The 21,758-nt window shown below is 64.2% G+C and carries 18 protein-coding genes; 15 read left to right on the forward strand and 3 right to left on the reverse strand.

The window, feature by feature from the left end:
* The first annotated feature begins 122 nt into the window (after window positions 1–122).
* A complete protein-coding gene (locus ACOGJB_RS14610) occupies window positions 123–1,481 on the forward strand; it encodes a Fic family protein (RefSeq protein ID WP_419837819.1) in 1,359 nt (452 codons plus the stop codon).
* A gap of 14 nt (window positions 1,482–1,495) precedes the next feature.
* On the opposite strand, the gene ACOGJB_RS14615 is transcribed toward ACOGJB_RS14610, so the two are convergent.
* Window positions 1,496–2,341, reverse strand: a complete 846-nt coding sequence (locus ACOGJB_RS14615; RefSeq protein ID WP_419837820.1) for a gamma-glutamyl-gamma-aminobutyrate hydrolase family protein — start codon at window positions 2,339–2,341, stop codon at window positions 1,496–1,498.
* Between the two features lie 143 nt (window positions 2,342–2,484).
* Here ACOGJB_RS14615 and ACOGJB_RS14620 point away from each other — a divergent pair, with 143 nt between their 5' ends.
* A complete protein-coding gene (locus ACOGJB_RS14620) occupies window positions 2,485–4,188 on the forward strand; it encodes a hypothetical protein (RefSeq protein WP_419837821.1) in 1,704 nt (567 codons plus the stop codon).
* A 129-nt stretch (window positions 4,189–4,317) separates the two neighbouring features.
* On the opposite strand, the gene ACOGJB_RS14625 is transcribed toward ACOGJB_RS14620, so the two are convergent.
* The gene (locus ACOGJB_RS14625) at window positions 4,318–4,458 is read right to left on the reverse strand and encodes a hypothetical protein (RefSeq protein WP_419837822.1); all 141 of its coding nucleotides are present in this window, start codon (window positions 4,456–4,458) and stop codon (window positions 4,318–4,320) included.
* A gap of 91 nt (window positions 4,459–4,549) precedes the next feature.
* Here ACOGJB_RS14625 and ACOGJB_RS14630 point away from each other — a divergent pair, with 91 nt between their 5' ends.
* From ACOGJB_RS14630 to ACOGJB_RS14665, 8 genes are all read left to right on the forward strand, one after another.
* Window positions 4,550–4,804: a hypothetical protein gene (locus ACOGJB_RS14630; protein WP_419837823.1), complete on the forward strand. Its 255-nt coding sequence runs from the start codon at window positions 4,550–4,552 to the stop codon at window positions 4,802–4,804.
* A 24-nt stretch (window positions 4,805–4,828) separates the two neighbouring features.
* A complete protein-coding gene (locus ACOGJB_RS14635) occupies window positions 4,829–5,248 on the forward strand; it encodes a hypothetical protein (RefSeq protein ID WP_419837824.1) in 420 nt (139 codons plus the stop codon).
* A 101-nt stretch (window positions 5,249–5,349) separates the two neighbouring features.
* The gene (locus ACOGJB_RS14640) at window positions 5,350–8,649 is read left to right on the forward strand and encodes a helicase-related protein (RefSeq protein WP_419837825.1); all 3,300 of its coding nucleotides are present in this window, start codon (window positions 5,350–5,352) and stop codon (window positions 8,647–8,649) included.
* Window positions 8,649–12,293, forward strand: a complete 3,645-nt coding sequence (locus tag ACOGJB_RS14645) for a type ISP restriction/modification enzyme (protein WP_419837826.1) — start codon at window positions 8,649–8,651, stop codon at window positions 12,291–12,293. Before ACOGJB_RS14640 ends, ACOGJB_RS14645 begins: the two co-directional genes overlap by 1 nt.
* 98 nt (window positions 12,294–12,391) lie before the next feature.
* Window positions 12,392–13,297, forward strand: coding sequence for a hypothetical protein (locus tag ACOGJB_RS14650; RefSeq protein WP_419837827.1), 906 nt, complete (start codon window positions 12,392–12,394; stop codon window positions 13,295–13,297).
* Between the two features lie 3 nt (window positions 13,298–13,300).
* On the forward strand, window positions 13,301–13,720 hold the full coding sequence (locus ACOGJB_RS14655) for a PIN domain-containing protein (RefSeq protein ID WP_419837828.1): 420 nt from the start codon (window positions 13,301–13,303) through the stop codon (window positions 13,718–13,720).
* 160 nt (window positions 13,721–13,880) lie between these two features.
* Window positions 13,881–14,474 (forward strand): hypothetical protein, encoded by a 594-nt coding sequence (locus tag ACOGJB_RS14660; RefSeq protein WP_419837829.1) that lies wholly within the window; start codon window positions 13,881–13,883, stop codon window positions 14,472–14,474.
* A 280-nt stretch (window positions 14,475–14,754) separates the two neighbouring features.
* Window positions 14,755–15,459: a hypothetical protein gene (locus ACOGJB_RS14665; protein WP_419837830.1), complete on the forward strand. Its 705-nt coding sequence runs from the start codon at window positions 14,755–14,757 to the stop codon at window positions 15,457–15,459.
* 249 nt (window positions 15,460–15,708) lie between these two features.
* Here the strand turns inward: ACOGJB_RS14665 and ACOGJB_RS14670 are convergent, their stop codons facing one another.
* Window positions 15,709–16,023, reverse strand: a complete 315-nt coding sequence (locus tag ACOGJB_RS14670; RefSeq protein ID WP_419837831.1) for a hypothetical protein — start codon at window positions 16,021–16,023, stop codon at window positions 15,709–15,711.
* Between the two features lie 16 nt (window positions 16,024–16,039).
* On the opposite strand from ACOGJB_RS14670, the gene ACOGJB_RS14675 reads away from it, so the two are divergent.
* From ACOGJB_RS14675 to ACOGJB_RS14695, 5 genes are all read left to right on the forward strand, one after another.
* On the forward strand, window positions 16,040–16,471 hold the full coding sequence (locus ACOGJB_RS14675) for an EVE domain-containing protein (RefSeq protein ID WP_419837832.1): 432 nt from the start codon (window positions 16,040–16,042) through the stop codon (window positions 16,469–16,471).
* Between the two features lie 588 nt (window positions 16,472–17,059).
* A complete protein-coding gene (locus tag ACOGJB_RS14680) occupies window positions 17,060–18,487 on the forward strand; it encodes a UvrD-helicase domain-containing protein (RefSeq protein ID WP_419837833.1) in 1,428 nt (475 codons plus the stop codon).
* On the forward strand, window positions 18,484–19,173 hold the full coding sequence (locus ACOGJB_RS14685) for a DarT ssDNA thymidine ADP-ribosyltransferase family protein (RefSeq protein WP_419837834.1): 690 nt from the start codon (window positions 18,484–18,486) through the stop codon (window positions 19,171–19,173). Before ACOGJB_RS14680 ends, ACOGJB_RS14685 begins: the two co-directional genes overlap by 4 nt.
* Complete coding sequence (locus ACOGJB_RS14690) at window positions 19,170–20,957, forward strand: ADP-ribosylglycohydrolase family protein (RefSeq protein ID WP_419837835.1); 1,788 nt, start codon at window positions 19,170–19,172, stop codon at window positions 20,955–20,957. Before ACOGJB_RS14685 ends, ACOGJB_RS14690 begins: the two co-directional genes overlap by 4 nt.
* 323 nt (window positions 20,958–21,280) lie before the next feature.
* The gene (locus ACOGJB_RS14695) at window positions 21,281–21,754 is read left to right on the forward strand and encodes an EVE domain-containing protein (RefSeq protein WP_419837836.1); all 474 of its coding nucleotides are present in this window, start codon (window positions 21,281–21,283) and stop codon (window positions 21,752–21,754) included.
* Window positions 21,755–21,758 lie beyond the last annotated feature (4 nt).

The raw sequence follows: 21,758 nt of genomic DNA on the forward strand, positions 1-21,758 counted from the left end.
CCGCTCGAGCGCGTTCGATTGATCTGCATTCCAACAATAGTCGAACGTGCGTTAGGAAATTTCCAGGGGGTGTATCGCTCGTCGGTCGGCCTCGCCGGCCGGTCACCGGTACCTTGACTCTGATGGCAGCGAACGGCCGCCGAGCCACCTCGATCAGCCTCGCCGGCACGCCATACAGCCTGGACGCGACGAGCGGCTGGGTGCTCGATGAGGTTGCCAAGCTCCACGGGCGCGTCGAAGCGCTGCGATCGCAGGGACGGCTGACCGAATCGACGCTTCGGGCCTACTTCGGTGACAAGCGATTTGAGCAGGTGGCCGAGTCCAACGCCATCGAGGGCAGCACGCTCGACGTCGGAGAGACGAGGTTGGCAATCGAACGAGGCATCACCATTGCAGGCCATGACGCGGCCTACAGCGCCGACGCGATCAACCTCTCGCGAGCGATCGAGCGCGTGGAGGCATTGGCCCGCACAGACCGCCCGACAGACCTCACCGACGTCAAGGAACTTCACAGTCTGATCCTGGGAGGCGGCCCCGGCGCCGGCTTGTTCCGCTCGCAGTCTGTGCGCATTTCGGGTGCTGCCCACATACCGCCGTCGAACTGGGCGGCGGTGATGGAAGCGATGGAGCAGTGGGATGGCTGGTCTGGGGCCAACAGCGACGGCTCGGCGTTGTTGCGCGGCATCGTGCTGCACACTTGGCTTACCCATGTCCACCCGTTCAGCGACGGCAACGGGCGGACCTCGCGTGCCGTGCTCAATGTCGAGCTCGTTCGAGGCGGTTTCCCGAGCGTCATCATCCGGCGCAAGGACCGGCTCCGCTATTACGACGCGCTGGCCGAGTCCGATCTCGGCGGCGACCTCGAACCCATCTCTGAACTGATCCTTCAGCGGACCGAGGATGCACTCCGACACCTCGAGCGTGTGGCCGCGGCGCAGCAGGGGTTCGACCAGATCCGCGCAGAACTGCGACGCAAGCAGCAGCGGTACGTGTCCATCTGGAATGACGCGCAGCGGCTGTTGCTGTCGCTTGTCACCGACGCCATCGACGACATGCTCGACGGCATCGGTTCGCTCACCACGCGCTGGTACGACGCCGAGTTGACCACCGAAGAGCTCATGGCCCTGACCGCCGACGACCGCAGCGCCAGCTCGTGGCTGTTCCGCATCGAGGCCTCGGCCCCCGGTGTGGGCGATGGTCGCTACCTGGCGTGGACCGGGTTCCGCAGCCAAGAGATGAAGGCGTGGCGCGAGATCGGCGGCGGCCCCACCATCTTGTGGTCGGTCCCAGATCCAGACGGATACCGCCAGTGGCAGCGCGACGATGCACGCTCACCAGGCGTGGCAGAGATGACGTTGGAACTGCCCAATGTCGATAACTGGATCGTTCGCCTCTGCGATCACACGATCAGGCGCATGCGACCCAGCGAGCTGGCCGATCGCATCGCGACCGCAGTGGTGAGCTCACTCGGGGCATCCTGACCCGGTCGCTGGGATCAGCGGCCGGCGTGCTCGACGAGCCAGCCAAAGCAGGGGTCGGCCAGCGCTTCGGTCATCAGTTCGGGATGCCACTGCACGGCGAGAATCGGCAGCTCGGTGTGCTCGATGCCTTCGATGATCCCGTCGGGGGAGTGGGCGGTGGCGATGTAGCCGTCGCCGAGCCGATCGACCGCTTGGTGATGCAATGAGTTCACTGCCACCTCGGGGCCGTACATCTCGCGCAGCTGGCTGCCTTCGGTCGTGGTGACGGTGTGGGGTGTGGCATCGGGCGGTCCTTCGGTTGCCGCGTGTTCGGGCAGGTGCTGGTGCAGTGTCCCGCCCGCAGCGATGTTGATGAGCTGCGGGCCGCGGCAGATGCCCAGCACCGGCAAGCCGCTGTTGACAGCGGCGTCGAGCAGTGCGATCTCGAACGCATCACGCAGCGGCACCGTGCTGGTTGCGCTGCTGTTATCGCCGGCTTGCCCAGCGCGGCCGCCGTCGCGAGCGTGCAGTGTGGCCATGGGGGCCACGCTGCCGGTGTCGTCGGTGTCGTTGTCGAACCCGGCGGCGTGCTCGGCGAACGGGTCGACGCCCTCGTACACCTGCTCGCGCAGGCGGTCGGCGTACAGGCACGCCGCCACGTCCTCGCCGCCTGTGAGCAGCACAGCGTCGAGGTGCGGCACCACGTCGGCCGGGTCGGCATCGAGCGGCACATGGAGCGCGATGGCCCCCGCAGCATGAACCGCCTGGGCGTAGTGAGCGATGTACAGATCGACTTCGACGTCGACGAACACGGGCGGAAAGCCTCGGATGCGGGCGCCGGCGCGGCGCCGTCCCGACAATCCAATCAGCGGCTTGGGCACCGGGCCACCCTAGATGGGAGGTCTCAAACCGCCTCCGCGGCCTCGCTCGACGGTGCGCGCCGGTACGGTCGGGCCCGTGGCGGCGCTGTGCCCGAATCGCCTCGGCGTGCTGGGCAGTGACGGAGTTCGGGAGGCGCTCGCACATGCCCGCTGAGCCTGATGACCCCGTCGTGCTGGTGCCGCTGGAGCCGTCCCGCGCAGCATCTGCGAGGGTCGGATCTCGGCAGGAGACGGACGGTCCTCCAAAGCGCTGGTGGCTCGCAGCAGCTGTTGCAGTCATTCTGCTCGTGGCCGCAGTCCTCGTCAGCACTCAACTTGGCTCAGAGACTCCCGATGACAGCGCCGAGGTGGCTGAGGATCGGCCAGACCCGAACGCGGGCGATTCGCCACTTGAGCAAACCGAGGCAACGGAGGCGCCGCCAGCGGATTCAGCGCCGACGGAACAGGCCGACCCAGACCCCGCGGGCGACGAATCGACCGATGACGAAGACGATCAGAGCGCGGAGTTGCCGCAGGCTTTCGGCGAGCCAGAGCACCCGGTCTCAGGCGTGGAGCCGTACATCCCGCGCCGGGTACGGCCCGTCGAACTCGGTCCGCCGGCGGAGGTCTGCAGCGGGGTGCTCCCCGCATTGCGGATTCAACTCCCCCTTCGCTTCGCCAGCACTAAGCCCGAAGGCGTCGATCAGTTGTCGTGGTCTCCGGACTGCAGGCGCATCGTCTTCCGGGTTGGGAGCACCCTGTGGGTCGCGGACGGCGACGGGACGAGCGACATGCCCTTCCTCACCGCTCAGCACGGGCTGAGCTCGCCTTCGTGGTCGCCCGACGGCGAGCGGATCGCGTTCTCTCAGGAAGCGATCGTCGACGGGGAACGGGCGAGCCACGTCTACGTCGTCCAGCCCGATGCTCTGGGCCTGCGTCAGATCACCGACGGTTTGGTCTTGGACCAGGAGCCTGCGTGGTCGCCCGACGGCGAGCGGCTGGTCTTCACCCGGCGGGTACGGGCTGTCGACGACGACTCTGTGGGCGAGTTTGAGGATTCCATCGTCGTCGCGGACGTTGCGACCGGCGATGAGCAGACGCTCCGTTCCGGTGTAGCGCCCGACTCGGCCCCGTCGTGGTCCCCGGACGGCGAGCTGCTGATTTACGGCGCGGGAATCACGCTGATGGCGTTGCGGACAAGAGAGGACTCGGCGCGGGTACTTCTCGCCGATGTAGCGGGGCGGGGTGCGGCGTGGTCCCCCGATGGCTCACGCGTCGCGGTGTTCCGGCACGGGTACGGCGGCCGCACGGAGATTGTGGTCAGTGACCTGCCGGGGCTGTACCCGGGAGATGAGCATGTGATTGCTCTGGAGGGATTCGAGCAGGCTTCGCCGGGCGAGTTGCCGACGCTGCAATGGAGTGCTGGCGGCCAGCGCCTGTTCTTTTTCGGATCCGATGCGCCGTCCCGCCACTGGGCGTACTCGATCGTGGTGCCGCCGCCAGCCCGCCCAGCGGAGTACTGGGCGATGCTGGAAGTTGTCGAGACGGTCGTGCGAGAGGCTGGGTACGACGTGGCCGCCGTCCAGCACTCAATTCAGGTCGAAGCCGAGTTCTCGGTCCGAGGTCGGGCCGACGCGGGAGCGGTCGAGGTCTGGATCGCATTCGAGCGCAGCGAGCCGCGTCGCTTCTTCGACACCGTCGAGAACCCGCACTCGGAATTGCCAGGCATCCGCCGCAGTCCGCAACGGATAGGCGTGTGGTTCGAGTGCGACGGGGTGTACGGCGAAGTGCTCGCTGTCTCGCAGGCCGAGGCCGATGCCGATGCTCTTGCCGCAGACCTGAGGTCTGCCGCCTGCGCCACCCATTAAGCGGTGTCGTCTTGGGACAAGGCCATTTGGGGTGCCGACACCGGATCACGACGCGACAAGGCGATTCGCTGCTGTCGGAAATACTGCAGCTTGAGCGTCCAATTTTCTACAGCGTCGAAGTCAGATTATCTACACCCTCAAATACAGCGAAGAGATTCCCGGAAACGACGAGCGCTCTGCGAGCAGGTGAGGGGGGATGTTGACGGCAGCCACCCACGGCTGCTCGACGAATGGCAGCTTGCGCCGACCATCTGGAACCATGTTCGCCATGTCTGCGACCGCGCCGCCGAACTGGGTCAGTTCCTGCTGACCGGGTCGGCCTCAGTGAGCAGCGCATGCGGGGCGGTGTATGATGTGGTGTATGCAGCGCACGAACGTGTACTTGACGGCGGAACAGGCCGAGTATCTCGATGCTCGCGCCGCCGTTGACGGCACGACTCGCAGCGCTGTTCTGCGAGGCATCGTCGACGATGCTGCTGCCCGGCCGGTCGTGCTTGATGCCGAGATCCGCCGAGCCCTGACGGAACTCGCCGACGGCTACACCGCGGTGTCGCAACGCTTGTTCGACGGAGATCCGCGGCTCGGCATCGACCCGGTCGAGACTCAGCCCGGTTAGGCCCGGCGCCGGATCTCAGCGGCAATGCCGGTAGTTGACGACCATCTCGCGCTGTCGGTCCTCTCAGGGCGGCAGGTTCGACATTGGCCCGACGCAGCTCCGTGGATTCCGTGGGGATTCCACCTCCGGCTGGTGCGGGCCGTTCTGGACATGTGCCTGCAGGGACGCTTGAGCAGCGGGGTCGACGAGCGGGTGCTGCGTCTTGTCGTGGCACCCCCTGTGGACAAGCTGCGTGTGATCGACCCGCGCCATCTCACCGCCACCGCCGCTCGCCTGATGGCCCTGCATCCGCTGAGCCTCGTGGGTGCAGAACTGCTGTCGGCAGGCGTCGTGCTTGGGACGCCGGTGCATGTGGCGCACGGCAACGTAGGTCGCTCGTGGCCCGAGGTTGCCGAAGCCGAAGGCGTCGATCTGCACGTCGAGCCCGCCAACCCGACCGACTGACGGCCTCGGGCCGGGTGCGTGCTTGGAGGCAGGTACGGCGGCAACACCGACAACCCCCACACGTACTGCTCACGTCACATGGCGTCGGTATGGTCGAGCCGGTGAGTGGTCTTGCTCGGAGTCGTAGCAGCGGTACCGACGGCAGCGAGCTGTTCATCGTGGACAACTCGGTATCGGGTTGGACCGGACTGGAGTACCTGCGGCAGTGGTGCGAGATCTCGCGCAGCTTCGACATAGCGACGGGATTCTTCGAGATCGGCTCGCTGCTGGACCTGGATGGCCATTGGCAGCAGCTTGACAAGATCCGCATTCTCATGGGCGAAGAAGTGTCGCTGCGGACCAAGCAGGCGTTCACTTCGGCTCTCGCGGAACGCATGGACCGTCTCGACGGGAGCTTGGAGGGCGAGAAGGACCAGAACCCGTTCTTGGCAGGAGTCGACGGGATCGTCCAGGCGTTGAAGAGCGGCCAGATCGAGTGCCGTGTCCTACGCAAGTCAAAGTTTCATGCCAAGGCCTACATCACCCACTCCAAGCTCGATGTGGTCGGTGCTCGGGCGCTGGTGGGTTCGAGCAACTTCACTCGCCCAGGACTCACGCGAAATATCGAGCTGAACATCCAGGTGCAGGTCGGCGCCGAGGTCGCACAGCTGCAGGACTGGTTCGATGAGCACTGGGACCGCGCTGAGCCGGTCACTGACGAGGTGTTGAAGACGATTCGGCGCCACACCGCCGAGCTGACCCCGTTCATCGTGTACGCCAAAGCGCTGCACGAGTACTTCCGGGGCCATGAGCTACCGGGTGGCGAGTGGGACCGAACAGAATCCAAGGTGTTCGACCAGCTCGACCAATACCAGCGAGAGGCGTACTGGTCGCTCATGAAGATCGCCCGTCAGCACGGCGGGGCCTTCCTGTGCGATGGCGTCGGATTGGGCAAGACCTTTGTCGGCCTCATGCTCATCGAACGCCTCGTGTTGCGCGAGAACAAGCGGGTCGTGCTGTTCGCCCCGAAAGCAGCGGTCGAGGGCGTTTGGAATCCTCACTTAAGTCAGTGGCTTGGCCATATCGGAGGTGCGGGTGGCGGTTCCGATTTTTCCGACCTCACGGTTCTTGCTCACACCGACCTGAGTCGCGGCGGCGAGTACCCCGAACGGTTCGAGCGGATCGCCGGATTGGCCGATGCCGTGGTGGTCGATGAAGCTCACCACTTCCGGAACCGTGGTCGTCAGGGCGTGTACGAGGGCCCGGATGGCGATGACACTCGCTCGCGCTATTGGCGGCTGTTCGATCTCATCCACGGTCCGCCAGACCCTCGCACTGGCGAGCGCAGCGCCTCTCACCGGCACAAGCAGTTGTTCATGTTGACAGCGACGCCGATCAACAATCGCGTCACCGACCTTCGCCACATGATCGAGCTGTTCACCGCAGGCGATGACAGGTACTTTGCGCAGACGCTGGGGATCAACAATCTGACGACGCACTTCCGCAACGTCGAACGTGCGCTCGAAGGACATCTCAGCGACGCTGATGGAGGACAGCCAGCGCTGTTCGAACTTGCTGACGAGAGCATCGGCAAGATCGGAACGGGAGCGATCTCTCGTGAGCTGGTCGTGCAGCGCAGCCGCGCGTACGCCAAGCGAAGCCAGATCGCACAGGGCGCGAGTGCAGCGATGTTTCCTCGCCGACAGGTGCCCGAGGTCGCGGACTACTCGATTCGTAAGTCGTACGGCGAAGTGCTCGACGTGTTCGAGGAAGCCTTCAAGCGCGAGAACCCGCTGTTCACGCTGCCGATCTACTACCCGTTGCACTACTACATCGGCGACAGAGCCGACATCAATCCTCTCGAAGAGAATCGCCAGAGACAGGTGGTCGGCCTCATCAGGTCGATGTTCCTCAAGCGTTTCGAGAGCAGCGTCTTCGCATTCCACCTCTCGCTCGACAGGCTCATGCGCAAACTGCTGGCCTTTGCACGGGCGAACGTCGAAACAACGCGTGAACGCGCCGAACTCGACCAATGGACCTATGACAATGCGGACATCATCGGATTCCACCCCGAACAGCAGCTTGGCTTCGACGTCGAGGATGATGAAGCCGATGGCGACGCAGACAGCGAGGACATCGTTCCGCCGGAGTGGGAAGAGGCAGCCGAGCGGCTGAATCGCGATGAGTACGACGTCTCGGCCATCTTGGTCGAAGTCCGGCACGACTTGAATCGCATCGCAGGGTTCCTGGCCAAGACTAAGGAGTTCAAGCCCAGCGACGACGACAAGCTGCGCCGGCTCATCGAGTTGCTGCAGAGCGATGAGGTGCGGGGACGCAAGGTGCTTGTGTTCACGGAGTTCGCCCACACGGCCCGGTATTTGGCGAGGCACCTGCGCGAAGCAGGAATCACCGGGCTAGCGCAGCTGGATGGCGGCTCGTCGGCCCGGCGTGCCGCGGCGATACGCCGCTTCGCTCCGTACTACAACGGCGCCTCGCCGAGCGACTTGGAACCCGGCGAGGAGATCACCGTCCTGATATCGACCGACGTCTTGTCCGAGGGTCTGAACCTGCAGGACGCGACCCTGTTGATCAACTACGACATCCATTGGAATCCGGTGCGACTCATGCAGCGCATCGGCCGCGTGGATCGCCGCATGAACCCCGCGATTGAGGAGCAGATCAAATCCGACAACCCTGCCGTCGGCGCTGAACGCGGCGAAGTCAAGTTCTGGAATTTTCTTCCGCCGGATGACCTCGACCGGATCTTGAAGCTCTACGGGCGGGTGAGCGGCAAGACGCTGCTGATCTCGAAAACCTTCGGTATTGAGGGCCGCAAGCTTCTGACGCCCGAAGACGACTACGAGGCCCTCAAAGAGTTCAATGCGGGCTACGAGGGTGAAGTCACATCAATTGAGCAGATGCACTTGGAATACCAGGATCTGCTCCGCGAACACCCTGGCCTCGCCGATCGCCTTGAAGCGCTGCCGGGCGCGGCGTTCACCGGTCGTGAGCGCGACTCACAGTTGTCGGCTTGGGAGTCACGCGATCCGAAGCTGCCTGGAACCTCCGCTCCCCTGCGAGACGGTTCCGACGAGGGCGTTCGCGGCGTGTTCTTGTGCTGCACGCTGCCGGCCCTGGATACCGAGACGAGCACATTCACCCTCGAGGCCGGCTCAACCCGCTGGTACCTCTACGACGCCGACACCGATGTGATTCACGAAGCAGACGACGACATCGGTGAAATCGCCCAGAGCATCCGGTCGACGCCGAAGACACCGCGCCGAACCAGATTCGACCCTGCCGACTTGGTCAAGGTGCGCGATCGGGTGCTCGCTCACATCGCCAATGGCTATGAACGAGTGGCGCAGGTCCCAGCCGACGCGCCACGTCCGCGCCTCGACTGCTGGATGGAGTTGAACTGATGGCTGATCCACGGCCGACGCTGAGCGGTTCGGTGCTCCGACGCATCCGTACCCAATCCGACCTATTCGAGTACCTGGCTGATGAGCTCGGCTGGCCGCTCGATGTAGTCGACATGGACGAAGAACGCCTGACGTGGGAATGGCTGCCGGATGAAGTCGGCATCGATCCAGATCAGATGTCGAGCCTGCGACGGCTGCGCCAGCTGCGACCACTGAGCGCCGACCAGCCGTGGGGCATCTTCTTTGTCGAATTCGACCGCGAGCGGCTGCCCGTCACTCAATTCCGGCGGGTGGCCCAAGCGTTCGCACGCCGGCGAAGCCAACGGGCACCGGGTGACAACCGGCCTCGCTGGGACGCCGAGAATCTGTTGTTCGTGGTTACGACCGGAGGTGACCAGACGGTGCAGTTGCACCTACTGGCGCTGTGGAACCGCGAGGGGCGCGCGGATGAGATCCGCTCTTTGGCGTGGCGGCCTCGCCAAGGCAGCGACCGTCACCTGGCGCGGCTGCATAGCGAACTGCTGCCCCGCCTGGCATGGCCTGCCGACGATCAGGCAATGGCCGACGCATGGACCGCGCAGTGGCGTGAAGCGTTCAAGCTTCCGCTCGGCGCCGCCATCTCGACCGCTTCCCGACTGGCCGAGCAAATGGCTGCCTGCGCCGGCGACCTCCGCGATCAGATCGCTGAAGCGTTGGCTGCCGAAGCGGGATCGGGTCCGTTCACGGCCATGCTCGGCACGGTTCGCTCGCAGCTGATCGCCGATGTGGACGAGGCCCGTTTCGCCGACATGTGCGCGCAAACGCTCGTCTACGGATTGCTGTCGAGCCGGGTCACCTCGCCGGAGGATTTCGGCACTTCCCCCGTCTATTCCTCGGTGCCGCTGTCCAATCCGTTCCTGGAGGCGTTCTTCGAACAGGTGCACGACGAGGCCAGCGTGCTCGATCTGGTCGGCAGCGGCCTCGACCAGCTCATCGCCGACCTGCGGGTCAGCAACGTCGAAGCGATCCTCGACCAATTCGGCTCCACGGCGAAGGGAGGCGATCCGGTCATCCATTTCTACGAGGAGTTCCTGAAGCAGTATGACCGGAAGCTGCGTGCCGACGCCGGTGCGTTTTACACGCCCCAGCCCGTGGTCGACTTCATGGTGCGCGCAGTCGACGAGGTGCTGCGCGAGCGATTCGGACTCGCCATGGGCATCGCCGATTCCTCCACATGGGCCGAGACTGCTGAGCGCAACGGCTTCGAGGTGCCCGAAGGAGTGCCCGCAGATCAGCCGTTCGTGACGATGATCGATCCGGCTACGGGCACCGGCACCTTCCTGGTGGCATGGCTGCGCCAAGCCCGCGAGTCGTTCCTGTCGGGCGGCGGCAGCGACAGCGACTGGTCCGAGCACTTGGGTCGCCATGTGCTGCCGCAGATGCACGGCTTTGAGCTGATGCTCGGCCCCTATGCGATAGCGCACCTCAAGGTGGCCTTGGAGCTGCACACCCACGGCGTTGCTGAAGCGGACGTGAGCGTGCTGCTGACGGATTCTCTCGAGCATCAGACGACTCAAGGCCAATTCGGCACGATGGCCGATCCGATCTCCGTCGAAGGCAGCGCTGCTGCGGATCTCAAGGCGCACAAGCGCTTCACAGTCGTGATTGGCAACCCGCCCTACGACCGCGAACAGAAGGCTCTCGGTGATGCCGGCAAGCGAAAGGGCGGCGTCGTCCGGTTCGACACTCCCGGCGTCGATGCTTCGCCGCTGCTGAAAGCGGTCACGGAGCCAATGCGCGAAGCCCGACTTGGCGGGCATCTCAAGAACGTCTACAACGACTACGTCTACTTCTGGCGCTGGGCAGTGTGGCAGGCCACAGAACTGCCGCCGGGGCCAGGGGTGGTGGCGTTCATCACTGCGTCGTCGTATCTCGATGGCATCTCGATGGGCGGCGTTCGGCACCTGCTGCGCCAAGCGTTCGACGAGTTGTGGATCGTCGATCTTGGCGGCGAGGGACGAGGCGCTCTCACGGAAGAGAACGTGTTCGACATTCAGACGCCGGTCGCGATTGCGATCGGCGTCCGGACCGGAGCCGCACCCGCACCCGCGCCGGTGGATGCCGCGAGCCAGGAGCAAGTCGGGGACGATGCCGCGCAGTCGGTGTCGGCGCCCGATGACAAGTGCATCGTCCGGTACCTGCGTGTCGAGGGCGACAGAGCCAGCAAGCTCGCCAGGCTCCGAGACCTGAAGATCAGCATCCGGGCCGAACGCGTGCCTGGCCAAGGCTTGGAGCGCTTCGTAGCGGTTAGTGCAAATGAGTACCACGACTGGGCCGAGATCACCGAGTTATTCCCTTGGATACGTTCGGGCTGCAAGCTCGGCAGGACGTGGCCGATCGCCGAATCCAAGGCAGTACTCCAGCGACGATGGCGCGAATTGATACAGCGCGTTCCGCGGCGACGACGCGACGCATTTGTCGATACCAAGTCCGGGAAGAAATCGGACATCGAGTCGAGGCCGTTGCTCTCGACGAGCGGCAAGCTGCGGGCGGTTCATCGCCTGAAGATCGGTGCCGAACCGGAAGGCTACGAGCGCTACGGCTATCGAACGCTTGACCGTCAGTGGGTCATCGCTGATCATCGCGTCATCGACCGCGCCGGTCCCGCTCTCTGGCGCGTGCGCGGTCGTCATCAGGTGTTCTTGACGACGCTCACTTCGACCAAGCTCGGCCAGGGCCCGGTGCTGACGGTTTCGCCCTATGTGCCGGACCTGGACCACTTCTCCGGTCGCGGGGCCAAGAATGTGATGCCGCTGTATCGCGACCCCGCTTCAGCCAATGCCACCACATCGTCAGTCAACGCCGCCGCGCCGCGATCCAACGTCACCGCAGGGGTGCTCGGGGCACTCGCCGGTGCACTCGATGCGCCGCCGGCCATCGATCAGAGTTTGGCTCGCTCGGGCCGCGCTGGCGATGATCGACGCCCCGATCCTGACCAGACGGCCACTGCCGATGGCGAGACGCCTACGGCGCGCGGCGAGGCGCTCGCAGCGGAAGACCTGATCGCCTACGTCTACGGTCTCGGCGGCACTGCGGCCTTCAGCGAGCGGTTCGGTGACCAACTCGCCGAGGTTGCCGGCCCGGTGCGAATCCCGATGACCAGCGACCGAGCGCTGTTCGACGAGGCCGTCGCTTTGGGCCGCGACCTCCTGTGGTGGCACACTTGGGGTGAGCGTTTCGCCCCCGACAAGAACGCCAAGCTGCCCGAAGGCCGAGCCGTCGAGGCAGCGCCCGTCAGTGGCATGCCAGACGGCTTCGACTACGACCCCGAGAGCGAAGAACTCCGCGTCGGCAACGGCGTCTTCGCCCCGGTCAGCCCGGCGGTATGGGACTTCGAAGTCTCCGGCCTGCGAGTCCTGCCGTCATGGCTCGGCTACCGGATGAAGAACCGCAAGGGCAAGAAATCCAGCGAACTTGACGACATCCGCCCGGCCCGCTGGACACAGTCGAAAGAACTCCTGCTCCTGCTGTCGATCCTCGAACACACCGTCGAAGTCACCCCACAAGCCGCCGACCTCCTCGGTCGCATCGTCGAAGGCCCACTCATCCCCGCGACCGACCTCCCAACGCCCACATCCGCCGAACGAACGCCCCCGAAGGCGTAGCTGATTGGTCTGCTCGAGAAAGTCCCCGGCGAGCCAGCGCAAGTTCGGCGCTTCCGTCGCATGGCTGAGCAGCTTCAGGTGCGTGCGACAATAGGCGGGTGGGAACCCGCTTGAGCCTTCGTCTCGCCGGTGATCGAGCCCAGTTCGGACAGGCCGACGCGGTTGATTTGGCGCGTCTCATCGTCGGGATCAACGCGGTCGTTCGCCGCACGGCATCCGTGCTGGCCGGACGCCGTCCTGGGCAGCGCGGAAGGCTGCCCCGCCAGATCGCCGACGCTGTGCGGCTGCGTCTGTGTGGCGTCTCTGAGGGCAGTCTCGTTGTCGAACTAGAACTGCCCGACGACCTGGTCCGATCCGATGAGATGGTGCTCGACGATGTCTCGCTCGGTGAAGCATCAGTGCTCACAGCGCTCGCTGTACTGGACGGTTCTGCGACGGGATTCGGCGATACGGCGACAGCGTGGACGCAGCTAGCGGATCGGCTGGACATTGGCGGGCGCAACGACTCCTTGACGCTCAGCGTGCCGTCGCATGCTCGATCGCCCGTACTCCTCGACCGGAACAACCGCACCCGCCTTGACGAGGTGACGCGGAGCGCGCAACGAGATGACGAAGCGGGTGATCGCGTCGGCGTTCTGTACGAGGCCGACTTTGAGAGAAACGCTGCACGCTTGCGAACCGCACAGGGCGAGGCTGTGGCCGTGAAGTTCGGTGATGACCAAGCTGCGACAGTCAAGGAAGCCCTCAGGGAAAGAACCCGTTTCCGCGGACAGATCACCTATCACCAGCAGACTTCGGAGGTCGTCGCCGTTGACGTTATCGAGATTCTGCGAGCCCAGCAGCTGGTCCTCGGCAAGCAGGTGCGGGACTTCTGGACAACGAAGTCGGTGACTGAGCTAGCGGATGAGCAGGGCGTCGCTCCCGTCACTGACATCGAGGAGTTGGGAATTGAGAATGTTAGCGAGAGCGAAACTGAGGCGTTCATGGAAGCGCTTGGGCTTTGACCCGTGGCGGTCCAGGCACTGCTCGTGGATACAGATGTGTTCTCATTCGTGGCGCGCCAGCGAGACCAGGCCGAGCCGTTTCGCCCGATTCTCGAGGGCCGCTTGCTGGCGCTGTCGTTCGCGACGGTAGGAGAGGTGTACTACGGCGCGGCTCGTGCGGGGTGGGGCCAGCCGCGGCTTCGAGACTTGGCGACTTCCCTGCGTCGTTACACGATTCTCCCGGGCACTGTCGAGATCGCTCGGTGCTTCGGCGAAGTCAAGTCGCAGTTTCGTGACCAGTTCGACGAGGGTGACATGTGGATCGCGGCGACCGCCATGGCGCACGAATTGCCGATTGTCACCAACAACCTTCGTCACTTCGAGCCGATGAACGCCCGGTTCGGATTCGGACTCGAGCATCCGAGTTACCGGGCCGACGGGTGAGGCCCCGGAGTGAAGTTGCATGTTGAGCCGGAGGCTGAGAGGTGCGATAGCGGAATTGAGGCTCTCCAGTACCAGGTTTCTCGCTCGGGTTCGCGCGGCGCCGTCCACTCCACATCGGACTCAGAACTCGGGCCACGAATCACCGACTGAACGGCTGACATTGGCGCAGCCGCGGATCGAGTCGTGGGGTTCTCCGCTGCCCGACCCGATCGCTGCTTTGGAACAGATCATGCGGCGAGGTGGCACGACGATTGTGCGCGCTGCATTTGAGTACTCATTCTTCGCGCATCCCGCAGAAGTTCGCATGCGAACGCCGTGGTACCCAACGCGGGCCCGCACGAGCAGAGAGCACTATCCGGGCTGCAATCGGGGCGACACTGCGCTGTGGCAGGGCCGCTCCGTCACGCTGGGTGACAATGCGTACGCCCAGCGGGCCTGGACCAAGTACTCCGGCCGCCCGATCAAGCGGAGGTCCGGGTTCTCGGTTCGCCACATCTGGGGCAGCCCTTGGGATCCCGACGCCTTCACGGCCGGCTCGAACCTGTGCTACATGCCGTTTTGGGCAGGGATGCTCACTGAGAAGCAACACCCACACCCACAGCTTGAGACGGCAATTCGCCAAGCTGCTTGGAACCTGTACTTCCGGTCTGATCCGGTGTGCGAACCATCTGAATTCGTGACCGATCCCGGAATAGACCTCGGGCGCATTCTCGGGTCCCAGCCAATCCTCGTGCTCCGGCCCGAATCGGGTTGACTTGCCATCACGCTGACGTGGCGGGTTGGCTAACTCCGATGGTGGTTGCGACAAGATGCTGGCGCACACTGCCGCGCGTCGCATGGCATCCATACTCTTGACAAGGAAGCAGTGCGGCACAGCACGATCTCCAATTCAACTCAAGAGGAGTTCCGGTGTCCGAGACCATGCCCATCAAGCCCGAGGAGGCGGCAGGCGCGCGATTGAGCAGGTACTGGGCGGCAACGCTCGCCGTCACGATCGAAACGAAGGCGAGTCCAAGCACGATCTCGACATCTGCATGCCGGACGGCTCGGTAATCGCCCTGGAGGTCACGCAGGACATGGCGCAAGCCCGCGAGAACCAGCGCGGCGCGCTTGAGAATCTCAGATGGAAATTCGATCAACTCGGACGCGAATGGTTCGTCGACCTCTTGGACAACGCATGGGTGAACGATCTGCACACACGGCTTCCCGAGTTGCTCGGCCAACTGGAACGCAAGGGCATCACAGAGCTGAAGGTGCCGCGAGTCGCCGGTGGCGACGATGAGCGCACCGATGCAGGCACCGTCGGCGAATTCCGCGATCTCGGCGTCTTGTCGTGTCGCTCATACGAGTCAGGGGATGACTCCGTCGGCGCGGTTCACACTGACCAAATCGTAGACGCAGTGTGGGGCGATGTGAACAGTGCGACGGCAGTAGTAGCTCGGCATGTGTCGGAACGGCAAGACAACGCCTGCAAGCTCGCACGCGCTGCCTCAGCAGCGGAACGTCACCTGCTGATCTGGGTTGACCAAGCCGTGCTCGCCGCGAATGCCGCCATGCAGGTGGGCGAACGCCAGGGCCTGCTTCCCAGCGAAGTGCCGGAGTTGCCACCCGAGATCGACGTTGTCTGGCTGGCACTGGCCATGGCGGATCCGATCGTGTGGCGTCTCGACAGCGCCGGATGGGAGAGCCGAGGCCGCGTCGATGAAGCCGTCCATCTCGAGCACTGCGCATTGGGGTGAACCCAGTGCAGTCTCGCAAGCAGGCAGACCGCCGCGGAACGTGCTGCCGGAAGTCATCCCACGGTCCGCAATGCTCCGATGTCTGAGACTCCGCCGGTCATGCCAGAGCAACGCAGGAACGAACCGACATTGGCTGAACGGGTGGCACGCGCGCCATAGATCGAGTAACCGCTTGGGTGGACCCGTGCCTATTGCTGCCGATATGAGCACATTCGCATCCACCACAGCCCTTATGTCGAAGGCTCAGGGTTACTGCGTTGCGCGCAGGCGCCGCACAGCCTTGACCTCGGCGACCACGAGCGCCATCAGTTCCTCGTCGTCGAGGTCCGCAGACGGCCGAGGGGGCGGGGCTGGCAGCGCGGGACCGGATTGCACAAAGCGGCTGCGAGCCTGTGCTGCTGTCACGCCCATTACGTCGCCGATCTGATCCCATGACGCGCCTGCAATGCGAGCGGATCGAACCAATTCCATGCACGACGCAGGCAAGACTGCACCGCAGGGCTCGGTATCTCTCAGCTCATTGAGCGCAGTCTCCGGCGTCAGGGTCTTGGTCGTTTCGCTCACGCCGTTCAGCGTAGGGGTGACCGCCATCGCGGGTCCAACGGTTATTCATGCGGACGATTGGAAGCTGACCGTCGAGGAGTACTACGCGCGTGTGCTGATCACCGTCACAGCCGGTGGCTTCATGAGCGGGTGGACGCTCGGCACGAACTTCCGGCAGATGCAGCCCGGAGACGAGGTGCTGGTCTATCGCCATGGCGGCTTCGGCGGGATCGTCGCCCATGGATTTGCCGTGTGCGAACCGTATCCAGGCGACGCGGACGGCAACGAGGTGGACGAGTCCTCGATGGAGGCGTGGTGGGTTCAGGTTGCTTGGCAGGCGTGGAAGCCGCTCGAGGTGAGGCTGCGGCCCGAAGAACTGGCTGAGTTAGCGCCGGAGACGTTCGGGGATCGAATCAGGGCATCGGGGCAACGCGTCGCCGTCGAGGAAGCCGACGCCTTCTACCGCTGAGCTCGGTGCCCGTGACCATCGCCGACGAACTGGGTTCGACGCTCGATGTTCGCATGGTCGGGGACCTCGCCGGTGAGGCTGTGTTCGAGCGCGGCGTCGGGTACTGGGAAGACGGCCGAGTGCAGTCGGTGAATGAAGAGGATGGACGGCTGCAGGCGACGGTGCGAGGCACCGTGCCCTATGGCGTCGAGATGTGGTTCGAAGACGACGGCTTGCGGTGGATCTGCTCACGCCCGGCGGCCGAGGGCGGCTCGTTCTGCAAGCACTGCACTGCGGTAGCTCTGTCGCTGCTTAATGGCGACGAGCCGTCGGACGGAACCGACGCAACGCCGCCTGCGAACGCTGCCGAGCAGAGCACTGACGACGAACTGCTCGCTGACTTCGTCGGCCGGCTCGAACGCGAGCGGCTCGCGGAGATCGTGCTGAGTCAAACTGCCGGTGACTGGCGACTGCGAGAGCAATTGCTGCTGGAAGCCAGGGCCGAACGGGGCCGGGGACTCGACATCGCACAGTGGCGCGAAGTCTCGACGGGTACCTTGGTGCTCACGTGGTCCCAGGCAGTGGGGCCGACAACAGAGAGCTATCGAGATGCGCGTTTTGCCGACCGTCACGCCGACACCCGAGCAGTTGAAGGTGCTCGCCGACGTCAAGCCGGGGTTCCGAATAATCCGGGGTGCTGCGGGAAGCGGCAAGACTACGACGGCTCTCTTGAGACTGAAGGAACAGATCCGAGTTCGCTTGGACCGACGCGAGCGTCTTGGCCACGATGCGCCCGTACGTGTTCTCGTCCTGACCTTCAACAGGACCCTTGAGGGCTACATCACGGAACTCGCTCGGAACTCGACGCCCAAGGACGATGCGCTGGATCTAGAGATCAAGACCTTCAGCCGGTGGGCAAGGTCGCTCGTGGGCCGTGTTGACATCGTCGGGGGTGATGAGACCTCGGCAATGCTGCGGCCACACATCGACAGCTTCGCTACGAATCGCCAGCATGAGTTCTTCGTTGACGAAATCCAGTACGTCATGGGCCGTTTCGAATACGACCCCGTCAACTTCGATCCCGACGACCTGTCGGACTACCTCACGGTTGATCGGGACGGCCGAGGCAAGGCTCCGCGTGTGGCCCGTCCGACGCGTGAGAAATTGATCTATGGGGCCATACCTGCGTACATGGACTCCAAGCGGCAGCGCGGGAAGATCGACTGGGGCGATCTCGCGATGCTCGCCGCCGACGCGTCCGACAAGGCCTACGACGTCGTGATCGTTGACGAGGCGCAGGATTTTTCGGCCAACCAGATTCGCGCCGTTCAGCAACACCTACAGGACCCGCATAACACGACGTTCGTGCTCGACGCGGTGCAGCGCATCTATCCGCAGTACTTCAAGTGGCGCGAGGTCGGCATCAGCGCCCGTCCAGAGTTCATTCATACCCTCAAGACGAACTATCGCAATACCGCCGAGATAGCAGCTTTCGCCTACCCGCTGGTCAACGGGCTCCCGCTCGAGGATGACGGCACGCTGCCGGACTTCGCGAAGTGTCGTCGCTCAGGCGCGAAGCCGCTGGTGGTGGCGGGCAAGTACAGCGATCAGCTCAGGATTATGATCGACCGGCTCGAACTGACTGCTGATCTTGAGAATGAGTCTGTCGTTCTGCTGCAGCCACGCGGCGGCGGTTGGTTCAGCGAGGCCCGCAAGGTGCTGGCCCAGCGCGCAATTCCCTATTGCGAACTGACAAGGCAGAACGAGTGGCCCACCGGTCCCGAGGTCGCCGCCTTGTGCACGATGCACTCCGCGAAGGGTCTCGAGTTTGACCACGTACTGCTCCCCGGCCTGAGCCAACGGGTGACTCCGCACGGCACGGATGAGGGCGACGCCGATCTCGAGCGGCTTCGGCGGATGCTTGCCATGGCCGTTGGCAGGGCCCGCAAGTCTGTGATGATCGGATACAAACCGGGCGAGGAATCCTCGCTGATCAGGTTGCTTGACCCCGCAACGTATGAGCTCGTCAGGGCATGAGCACTGGCAAGAGGGTGCCGGAGGCCGTGCCGCAGTCGCGAGAGCAGATTCAGGGAGCTTCACGTTGCCCCGAGGTTGTAGAAGCTGCGACCGAACGCGGCATCACCAGCATCGTGCACTTCACGACCGTCAAGGGATTGGTGGGGACGCTGTACAGCAAGGCGGTGAAGAATCGCCAGGATCTTCCAGCGGACGAATTAGTGCAGTATGTCTACGAGCCCAACGCCGTCGATCGGCACCTCGACGAGCGCTGGCACAGCTACGTCAACTTGTCGGTGACAGACATCAGCCTTCATATGTTCAACTTCTCGCGGCGCAAGCGCCCAAGGGAAGAATGGGTGATCCTGAAATTCGGTCCTGAGATCCTCGGTGATCCCGGCGTCGTGTTCTGCACGACGAACAATATCTACCCAGCCGCGCAGCGCCGTGGCGACCTCCACGGCTTCGGGCAGCTCTTTGCGCCGAGCGTCGCTGGCCGGTACGGACGCCTGACCAAGCGAGATGACAAACCGCAGAATCGGACGACCGACCCGCAAGCCGAGGTGCTGTACCCGTTCGAACTGCCGCTGACGCATCTGCACGAGATCACTGTTGCCAACGATGATGCCTACGAGGCGGTCATCGCAGCCCTGAGCCACTTCCCGAACGAACCTAGAGTTGAGATCAACCCGGAGGCGTTCCGATGACCGAGGCAGCGCACGCCGTGCATCAGCAATCGGGCCTCTTCCCGAGCGACGGCAGCGGTGATCCCGCGACTCTCGGCGGTCGTGCCCGCTCGGCGAAGTCGGATGCTGACGAGGAAGGCCGCGATCGCGATGTCGATGACGTTTCCGGGTCTCGCGCCGAGAGCCTACGTAAGTCCAAGGATGTCCCCGGATCACATGCGGGAGCGGAATCCGAGTCGCAGATTCGGAGTTCGATGCTGTGGGCTGCCTACGGCGACGCGCTCGGTTTCATAAGCGAGCTGACGGACCGCAAGGGCCTAGATCGCCGCACACATGGCAAGCCATTGGATCGGCTCATGGCCTGGCGGCGACGCGTTGGCGGCAGGCAGGGAACCGAGGTCGGGCTGCCCCCGGGGTGCTGGTCCGACGACACGCAGCTTCGAATGGCCGTGAGCAGGTCTATGACCGGCCGCGGATTCGACGTCGAGACGTTTGCTCGGATCGAGCTTCCGGTCTGGCCGTCGTATTCCTTGGGCGGCGGCCGGGCGTCCAAGGCGGCTGCGAGAAACTTGGGCAAGCCTCGGACGCTGTGGTACGCCAACACGTTTCCTGGATGGGTCGATGCGGGCGGCAACGGCGCAGCGATGCGAATTCAGCCGCATGTGTGGGCTTCGAGTGACCACGAGGACGACTTCGCGCTCGACGTGGTCTCCGACAGCGTCTGCACCCACGGCCATCCTCGCGCCATCGTGGGCGCTTGTTTCCATGCGGCGACGCTCGCCCATTGCCTGAGACACGGCTCGGTGCCGGTCCTCGACGAATGCCACCACATTGCCGCTCGAATTCAGGCTTGGATCCTGCCGATCGAGACCCATCCGAATCTGGGATCCACATGGATGAGACTCTGGCAGGACACGGCGGGGAAGTCGTTCGGAGAAGGGTGGGATGCAGCAATTGGTGAACTGCATCAGGCCATCGGTGACGCCGAGGGCTGTGTCGTCAAGGCCGAACACGCCGAGGTGGCCTACCGCAGGATCGTTGAGCGCCTCAGCCTGACCGATGCTCGCCAGCGAGGTAGTGGGATCCTGACGACCGTCGCTGCAGCGGCCTTGGCAGTGGCCGCCCGTGACGCATACGAAGCGGTCGTTGTAGCCGCTGGTGCTGTGGGCACCGATACCGACACGATTGCGACCATGGCCGGGGCGCTGCTGGGTGCCTGCGATTCTGCCGATGTGCTGCCGGAAGAGCCTCTCGACAGCGAGTATCTGCGGAGCGAAGCACGCCGTCTAGCTGCGCTTGGTCGAGGCGAATCGGTCAAGGCTCATGCCTATCCAGACGTGCTGACGTGGACTGCGCCGAAAGCCCAAGCGGATGCACTCGCCAAGAGCGATGGCCGTTTGGTGGTCGAGGGCCTCGGCCCCGTGCAGGAAATCGGAACGGACATCGTTCGTGCAGCCAGTGATGAATTCGGCTGGCAGTGGGTGACGACAGCTTTCGGCCAAACGCTGTTGGTCAAGCGGCGTCCGAACCTGCGAGAACTCAGCAAGGGCAACATCGAACAGCCGCCAATGAAGCGGAAAGAGACACTGCGTCACAAGTCCAATCCCGCCCGGAAGGCAGCAAGCAGTTCACCGCCAAAGCCGCTGGATCGCGGACTCTGCGTGGATGATGCGATAGACCACGCCCGGAAAAACATCGCTGAAGACGAAGCCCTCGGTTACACCGTCCGGCGAGTAGCGCGTGATGGAACGGCCGACGACCTTGCTGCTTTGGTGACGGCTCTCCGCGACGATCTGCGCCGCTGAAGACCACTCACCGACGGCATCACTGAAGATGGCCATTTGTCGTCCCGACCCCCGACCCTCGATTGTCGCCCGCCAGGTCGGACGCGCTGCCTCAGCAGCGGAACGTCACCTGCTGATCTGGGTGGACCACGCCGTTCAGATGTCCTGCCGGCCGTCGCACCAAGAGATGACGGCGGCTCTCCCGTATCGCTGCTTAGGCCGCGTCGGCTGGTGCAGTCGCGGCAGACCCTGCCGAATTCGAGATCACGCATCGGTGTCGGCTGACGAGCCTATGTTGGTGCGGCTTATGCGCAAGGCGGCGTGGAAGTGGACGCGAGAGGCGAATGATGAACTTTGACCTGCCCGACGAATTCCGCGAAGCCGCGACCTACTTGCTCACGTGGAATCCGGACGATTGGGAGCTGACCGTCGAGGAGTACTACGCGCGTGTGCTGATCACCGTCACAGCCGGTGGCTTCATGAGCGGGTGGACGCTCGGCACGAACTTCCGGCAGATGCAGCCCGGAGACGAGGTGCTGGTCTATCGCCATGGCGGCTTCGGCGGGATCGTCGCCCATGGATTTGCCGTGTGCGAACCGTATCCAGGCGACGCGGACGGCAACGAGGTAGACGAGTCCTCGATGGAGGCGTGGTGGGTTCAGGTTGCTTGGCAGGCGTGGAAGCCGCTCGAGGTGAGGCTGCGGCCCGAAGAACTGGCTGAGTTAGCGCCGGAGACTTTCGGGGGGCCGATCAGGGCATCAGGGCATCGTGTTGCCGCCGAGGAAGCCGACGCATTGCGCGACGCCTTCTACCGCTGAGCCT

The sequence above is a fragment of the Candidatus Poriferisodalis sp. genome (assembly GCF_965208895.1).
Classification (GTDB): Bacteria; Actinomycetota; Acidimicrobiia; order Acidimicrobiales; family Poriferisodalaceae; genus Poriferisodalis.